1 tRNA gene and 3 rRNA genes are annotated in these 764 nt (G+C 45.7%); all 4 read left to right on the top strand.

The window, feature by feature from the left end:
• Positions 1–94: ribosomal RNA gene (locus C7U56_RS15350) — 16S ribosomal RNA — on the top strand; the annotation flags it as partial.
• A gap of 85 nt (positions 95–179) precedes the next feature.
• Positions 180–297 (top strand): 5S ribosomal RNA (rrf, locus tag C7U56_RS15345).
• A gap of 7 nt (positions 298–304) precedes the next feature.
• A tRNA-Ile gene (locus tag C7U56_RS15340) sits at positions 305–378 on the top strand.
• A gap of 291 nt (positions 379–669) precedes the next feature.
• A 23S ribosomal RNA gene (locus tag C7U56_RS15335) occupies positions 670–764 on the top strand; the annotation flags it as partial.

The following is a 764-nucleotide window of genomic DNA, read 5'->3' as shown; positions in this document are numbered from 1 at the left end:
CGAAAGGAGGGAGCTGCCGAAGGCAGGACCGATAACTGGGGTGAAGTCGTAACAAGGTAGCCGTATCGGAAGGTGCGGCTGGATCACCTCCTTTCTAAGGAAGAAGAAGTAAGGGTTTTATATACTGTTGAGTTTTCGAGGATGACAATTAAAGATTGAAATCCAGGAAATGAAAGATTTCCGGTGTCGATGCGCTTAGGGGACACACCCGTTCCCATCCCGAACACGATGGTTAAGACCTAAGCGGCCGATGATACTATGCTGGAGACGGCATGGGAAAGCAGGTGGATGCCGGATTCCAAATGGGCTTATAGCTCAGCCGGTTAGAGCGCACGCCTGATAAGCGTGAGGTCGGTGGTTCGAGTCCACTTAAGCCCATTTAACCCGAAAGGGTATGGCTTTTTATGAGTCATTCGTGAGTTTGAGTTTATCAAGCTTAGGAATGACTGATAAAATCAGTCAAGTATGTACCTTGAAAACTGCATATTGAAAATCTGATACAAAGTTCAAACCGAGAGGTTTGAAACAAATATCAAGACATCCGAGGTGTTACACGAAAGTGTAACCAAACAAACCAAAAACAAGCAATTATTAATTGTAAACACCATAAGCCAAAGATGCAACGCTATGCATCTGAGAGGAACACCGTACCCGCGGTGTGAATCAATTGGTTAAGCTAATAAGAGCGCAGGGTGGATGCCTTGGCACTAAGAGCCGATGAAAGACGTGATAAGCTGCGAAAAGCTTCGGGGAGGAGCAAATAT

It is taken from the genome of Clostridium fessum, assembly GCF_003024715.1.
In the GTDB taxonomy this organism is placed as follows: domain Bacteria; phylum Bacillota; class Clostridia; order Lachnospirales; family Lachnospiraceae; genus Otoolea; species Otoolea fessa.
This window is presented reverse-complemented; position numbering and strand designations above follow the sequence as displayed.